A 6,073-nucleotide genomic window follows, 5' to 3' on the forward strand; every position below is an offset into this window, starting at 1 on the left:
GCGCCCGCCGTCACCGCGCGGGGCGCAGCCCCTCCGTCAGCAGCGACACGTACCGGCGGACGGCGCTCCCGTCCCCGTTCGCCAGCTCCGAGGCCGTGGCCACGCCGTGGGCGAGCCGCAGCACGTCGACCGGGTCGACGTCCGCCCGCAGGGCGCCCTCCCGCTGGGCCGCCTCCACCAGCCGGGCCGCCGCCTCCTTCACCGGCGCGCCGCACGCGGTGACCGCCGCCGCTCCGCCGTCCGCCACGGCGGACCCCAGCAGCGACTTCATCCCGCGCACCTCGAGCGTCCCGGCGCACAGCTCGATGAGCCACTCCACCAGCGCCTCGCCCGCGGGGAGCCGGGCGGCCAGCTCGTCGGCGCGGGCCGCGAGCGCTTCGAGGCGGTCGAGGTAGGCGGCCTCCAGAAGCGCCTGCCGGGTGGGGAAATGCCGGTACAGCGTGCCGGACCCGACGCCCGCCCGCCTGGCGATGTCGTCGAGGGAGGCCCTCTCCCCGTGCTCGGCGAAGGCCTGCGCGGCCACCTTCAGCAGGCGCTCGTAGTTGCGGCGGGCGTCCGCACGCATGGGCCTGACCTGCGGCATCCACATACTCCTCGCGCACCGGGGACTCCCTTCGCACCCTAACGGGCCGCGTCGGCGCGGGACACCGGCCGTGAGCGGTCAGAACAGGGCGCTGTAGGCGTTCAGCGCGGGCTGCCCGCCGAGGTGCGCGTACAGCACGGTCGCGTCGGGGCCGATCTCGCCGCGGGCGACCAGGTCGACGAGCCCGGCCATCGACTTCCCCTCGTACACGGGGTCGGTGACCATGCCCTCGGTCCGTGCGGCGAGCCGCATCGCGGCCAGCGTCGTCCCGTCCGGGACGCCGTACACGCCGGCGTGGTAGCGCTCGTCGAGTTCGACGTCCTCGACGGTCAGCTCACGCCGGACTCCGATGAGCCCGCCGGTGCGGTGCGCGATGCGGGCTATCTGCTCCCGGGTCCTGGCGGGCTCGGCCGAAGCGTCGATCCCGAGGACGCGCCGGGGCCGGCCGCCGGCCTCCTCCAGCGCGGCGAACCCGGCGACCATGCCCGCCTGGGTGGACCCGGTCACCGAGCACACGATCACGGTGTCGAAGAAGACGCCCAGCTCACGCTCCTGTTCGGCGACCTCGTGGGCCCAGTTCGCGAAGCCCAGCCCGCCGAGCGGATGGTCCGAGGCGCCGGCCGGGATCGCGTACGGCCTGCCGCCCGACTCCTCGACCTCCCGGAGCGCCTGCTCCCAGCTCTCCTTGAAGCCGATCCCGAACCCGGCCCGCACCAGCCGGACGTCGGCGCCGGCGAGCCGGCTGATCAGGATGTTGCCGACCTTGTCGTAGACGGAGTCCGGCCACTCGACCCAGCTCTCCTGCACCAGCACGCACCTCATCCCGGCCCGGGCGGCACAGGCCGCGACCTGGCGGGTGTGGTTGGACTGCACTCCGCCGATCGAGACGAGCGTGTCGCAGCCCTGCGCGAGGGCGTCGGCGACCAGGTACTCCAGCTTGCGGGTCTTGTTCCCGCCGTACGCGATCCCGGAGTTGCAGTCCTCACGCTTGGCCCACAGGGCGGCTCCGCCGAGGTGGGCGGTGAGGCGTTCCATCGGATGGACGGGCGAGGGGCCGAAGAGAAGGGGGTAACGCTCGTACGAGGAGAGGGACACGGTGCCTCCGGGGGCAGGGGTGGGTCGGTGCCATCGGTTCGCGCGAACGGCCGCGTGGTCAGTCGGAGCCGTCCTCGCCGGCGTCGATGTCGGCGCAGGGGGCGGTGTCGTCGCCGGAGTCGGTGTCGGTGTCGGCGGAGTCGGCGCCCTCGGTGTCGACGAGGTCCGCGAGGGTGCGCCAGATCTCCGCCGTGACCCGGACCGCCTCGTCCACGTCGCCGACGGCGCACGCCCGGATCAGCCGACCGTGCAGTCCGGCCGAGCGGCAGGCGCCGCCCTCGCCGAAGCGGCGTCGCTCCAACCGCCGGATGAGAGGTGTGTAGCGGGCGACGGTGGCGGCGGCCGCCCGGTTGCCGGCGGCACGCACGAGGACGTCGTGCAGCTCGTCGTCGGCGCGCAGGGCCGCCTCCACGTCTCCGGCGCGCACGGCCGCGGCGAACCGTTCGTTGGCGGCGCGCATCCCCTCGACGTCCGCCGCGAACAGCCGGGGCACCGCGATCCGGGTGACCAGCTCGTGCATGGCGCCGACCACGGCAGCCGCGTCCCGTACGTCGGAGGCGACGACGGGGGTGACGCGGGTGTAGCTCTGCGGCTTGCTCTCCAGCAGACCCTCGTCGACCAGCCGCGCGAAGGCCTCGCGCACCGGCGCCCGGGACAGTCCCAGCCGCTCCGCGAGATCGGCGTCGCGCACCACCGCGCCGGGCGCGATGGCCCCGGCGACGATGGCGTCACGGATCGCCGCGTAGGCGCGGTCCCTGAGCAGAGTGCGTGGCACAGCCTCCATGAACTGAAATGTTAGATATCAGTCCTCCGCACGGCAAGGCCGAGGGAAAGACACGCGGCCCGCGCCTTCGGTGAAGGCGCGGGCCGCACGACCGCGGGACTCAGGCCGCCCACGGCCACTTCGTGTCGTCGGCTGCCTCCAGCAGAGGCACCATCCGGAAGGCCGCGTCCGACAGCCCGCCGAAGGTGTGCCGCTTCGCCGTGCCCGACGGGCCGTGGCCCGCGCGGTATCCGGCCAGGTTCCAGGTGTAGACCGGCACGTGCGCCGGGACCTGGTCGGTCGGGCCGCCGTGGCGGCTGAAGGCGTACTGCTCGTCGGTGACGAGCAGCACCCGGTCGTGCCGGCGGTAGTGCCGGCGCACGGCCTCGGTGGTGTCCGTACCGCCGAGGTCCCCGAAGCGCTCCAGAATCTTCAACACAGACTCCCCCTTACGGAACGTGATCTCCTTGCTGGTGCTGCCGAACTCGACGAGGTCCGCGTCGGCCGCCCGCAGAGCGAGGGCCGTGCCGAAGACCGCCGCCGCGTCGGCCCGGTTGAGCTCCGAACGCTCCGACAGCCGCGAGTAGAACATCGAGCCCGAGCGGTCGACGAGCACCAGCGTCCGGCCGGGCAGCGCGGGCACGTTGGCCAGCGAGTGGCCGAGCGCCCGCTCCAGCGGGTACGCCCAGCGCAGCGACGGCGCGTGCCGGTACGCGGCGAGGTACCGGAACGGGAACTGCCGCGAGCGCGCGACCTCCGCCGGGTCGCTGATCCTCGCCGCCACCTGGGCGGCGACCTCGTCGCAGATTCCCGCCTCGTCGAAGTTGCGCAGGTTGCGGACCAGCGCCATCGCCCCCATGGACGGAATGACCGCCTCCCAGGCAGCCTTGTCCATCGGCCCCTGCAACCAGCCCGCCAGCGCCTCCCAGGTCATCCCCGCCTCTGCCAGACGCTCCGCGCCGCGTGCCCCCGTGACGACGCTGCGCCGCTCGGCCGGACGCAGTTCCATCAGGTCGCGGTGCGCCGCCAGGAGCGGCAGCGACTTGGGCGCCACGGCCGTCTCCGGGTGGTGCCGGCGGTCGAGGGCGTACTGGAACAGCTCGCCCTGCCACGGCTTGGCCGGATCCGGTGCGGCGTGCACCAGGTTCAGGATGTCGCCGAAGCGGTAGCCCTTGGACGCGGTGTCGTACTTCAGCAGCGACTTGGCGTGGTAGAGCCGCCGCACGGCGTCGGCGACACCACGCTTGACGGGCTTGGGGATGTTGCGGCCGTACGTCGTCGTCCAGTACGCGAGCAGCTCGCCGGGCTCGTCCGGCCGCTGCAGGACACGGTCCACGACCTGCCGGTTCGAAGGGCCGCCGGTGGCGCCCGCCGCCAGCCGCGCATGGACGTACTCGGCGGCTCCGACGAGCGCCGCGGTGCGGACGTTGCCCTCGCCGCGCAGCCAGCCGAGCAGGCCGGCCGTCCAGTCCGGGTCGCTGACGGCGAGTTCGCGCACCAGCTTCGCGAAGCGGTCGTCGCGGGCCTCGCCGGCCTCGTAGAAGGTCTGCTGGGAGACGAAGTTGGCCACCGCCAGCAGGAAGAGCTCGGAGCGGGCGTCCCGCTCGTGGCCGCGGCCGCCCTGGTGGGTGGCCGTCGTGCGGCCCGTGGTGGTCACGGGCGACGTGGGCTGCGCCTTGCGGGCACGGACATTGAAACGCGCCATGGTGAATTCCCCCGAATTCGAATTTCATCGAGTCCGCCGGTCGGCGACTCGTATTTCGGGGAGGCGCGGCAAAGGGAAGGTGCCCGAGATCAGGGGTCGGCGACGGACTTATCCAGATGCTCTACCGACTGAGCTACACCGGCCCGAAGCCGATGACGGGACTCGAACCCGCGACCGTCTGACCCTATGAAGTAACCGTTGCCTGCGCACCGGGCACCCACCTCATGCTGCGCCTCCCGAGATCAGTTCGGCGGCGGCATCGGTTTCTGTTGGAGAGAAGTAGCCGCAGCCCGCGCACCGGAAGGTGCTGTGAAGTTGTGGTGTCCAGAGATCGAGGCCGGCGGAACCGACAAGGTGCTCTGCCCCTGAGCTACACCGGCATGTCGTGCCGGCGGCGGGATTCGAACCCGCGGCCTCCCCATTAAGAGTGGAAGTAGGTCCTGCCTTCGCACCTGGACATGCATCACTTTAGGAGGAGGGCCGCGGGGCGGGCGAGCGAATTAAATGCCGTTCACCGCCTACCGCTTGTGGCGCTTCCACGGACCGGTGATCGCCAGCATGATTCCGGGCGTCTGGATGTTGGCGTACAGGGTGTGGCCGTCGGGCGAGAAGGTGACGCCGGTGAACTCGCTGTACTCCGGCGCGTCCTCGGTGCCGATGTTCAGCTCGTTGCGGGCGATGGGGTAGGTGCGGCCGCTGTCGGTGGCCCCGAAGAGGTGCTGGACGCCCTCGCCGTCCTCGGCGATGACGAGGCCGCCGTAAGGGGAGACGGTGATGTTGTCGGGACCGTCGAAGGCGCCGTCGACGGACGGGTCGGGGTTCACCCCGAGGAGCACCTTCAGGGTCAGCGTGCGGCGCTTGGGGTCGTAGAACCACACGGCGCCGTCGTGCTGTACGGGGCTCTCGTCACGGGCGTAGGAGGAGACGATGTACGTGCCGCCGTCGGCCCACCACATGCCCTCGAGCTTGCGGGCGCGGGTGACCTGGCCGGCGGTGAACTGCTTGCGGACCGACACCGTGCGGGCGTCGCGGTCGGGGACGTCGACCCAGTCGACGCCGTACACCGTGCCGGTCTTCGTGGCGCGCGAGAGGTCGTCGACGAACTTGCCGTTCGAGTCGAAGCACTTGAAGGCCTGCAGGACGCCCGCGTCGTCGGCGAGGGTGCGCAGCCTGCCGCGGCCGTGGTGGAAGCCGGCCGGCGGGGTCCAGCGGAAGAGCAGGCCGTTGGGTCCCGAGGCGTCCTCGGTGAGGTACGCGTGGCCGCGCCGGGGGTCGATGACGACGGCCTCGTGGGCGTAGCGACCGAACGCCTTGATCGGCTTGGGGGCGCGGTTGGCGCGGCGGTCGGCGGGGTCGACCTCGAAGACGTAGCCGTGGTCCTTGGTCATGCCGTTCTGGCCGGCCTTGTCCTCGGTCTCCTCGCCGGTGAGCCAGGTGCCCCAGGGCGTGGTGCCGCCCGCGCAGTTGGTGGAGGTGCCGGCGATGCCGACCCACTCGGCGACGTGCCCGCCGGGACGCACCTCGACGACCGTGCAGCCGCCCGCGGCCGCCGGGTCGTAGACCAGGCCCTCGGTGAGCGGGACCGGGTGCTGCCAGCCCGCGCGCGGTCCCTTCAGCTCGTGGTTGTTGACGAGCAGGGTCGCGCCGCGCGGGCCGCAGAAGGCGGCGGTGCCGTCGTGGTTGGACGGGGTGATCTCGCCGGACTCCAGCTTGGTCCTGCCGCTGTACGTGATGACGCGGTACTTGAACCCGGCGGGCAGCGCGAGGAGGCCGTCCGGGTCGGGGAGCAGCGGTCCGTAGCCGACCCCGTGGCGCCCGTCGGCCGCCGTCCCTCGCGACGCGTCCGCGGCGTCCGCGGTGTGGTCGGCGTCCGTGGCGGCGAGGGCGTTGGGCGCGCTGGCGAGGGCGCCTACGCTGCCCGCCAGCG

General features: G+C 72.6%; 5 protein-coding genes. All 5 read right to left on the reverse strand.

Features of this window, described 5'->3' with window-relative positions; all coding sequences use genetic code 11:
- Window positions 1-10: 10 nt before the first annotated feature.
- Window positions 11-583: a TetR/AcrR family transcriptional regulator gene (locus ACN6LD_RS22300; RefSeq protein ID WP_319188665.1), complete on the reverse strand. Its 573-nt coding sequence runs from the start codon at window positions 581-583 to the stop codon at window positions 11-13.
- A gap of 78 nt (window positions 584-661) precedes the next feature.
- Window positions 662-1,678 carry a 1-aminocyclopropane-1-carboxylate deaminase gene (locus ACN6LD_RS22305; protein WP_319188664.1) on the reverse strand — a complete coding sequence of 339 codons (1,017 nt, stop codon included), beginning with the start codon at window positions 1,676-1,678 and terminating at the stop codon, window positions 662-664.
- A 58-nt stretch (window positions 1,679-1,736) separates the two neighbouring features.
- A complete protein-coding gene (locus tag ACN6LD_RS22310) occupies window positions 1,737-2,462 on the reverse strand; it encodes a GntR family transcriptional regulator (RefSeq protein ID WP_445044085.1) in 726 nt (241 codons plus the stop codon).
- A 100-nt stretch (window positions 2,463-2,562) separates the two neighbouring features.
- On the reverse strand, window positions 2,563-4,146 hold the full coding sequence (locus tag ACN6LD_RS22315) for a TROVE domain-containing protein (protein ID WP_319188660.1): 1,584 nt from the start codon (window positions 4,144-4,146) through the stop codon (window positions 2,563-2,565).
- A 518-nt stretch (window positions 4,147-4,664) separates the two neighbouring features.
- Window positions 4,665-6,071: an alkaline phosphatase PhoX gene (locus tag ACN6LD_RS22320; RefSeq protein ID WP_445044086.1), complete on the reverse strand. Its 1,407-nt coding sequence runs from the start codon at window positions 6,069-6,071 to the stop codon at window positions 4,665-4,667.
- Window positions 6,072-6,073 lie beyond the last annotated feature (2 nt).

Source organism: Streptomyces sp. SAS_272 (assembly GCF_052543235.1).

Bases quoted from the DNA above. Each gene is read 5' to 3' on its own strand.
- ACN6LD_RS22300 (WP_319188665.1), bottom strand. From the start codon at position 583: ATGCCGCAGGTCAGGCCCATGCGTGCGGACGCCCGCCGCAACTACGAG.
- ACN6LD_RS22310 (WP_445044085.1), bottom strand. From the start codon at position 2,462: ATGGAGGCTGTGCCACGCACTCTGCTCAGGGACCGCGCCTACGCGGCG.
- ACN6LD_RS22315 (WP_319188660.1), bottom strand. From the start codon at position 4,146: ATGGCGCGTTTCAATGTCCGTGCCCGCAAGGCGCAGCCCACGTCGCCC.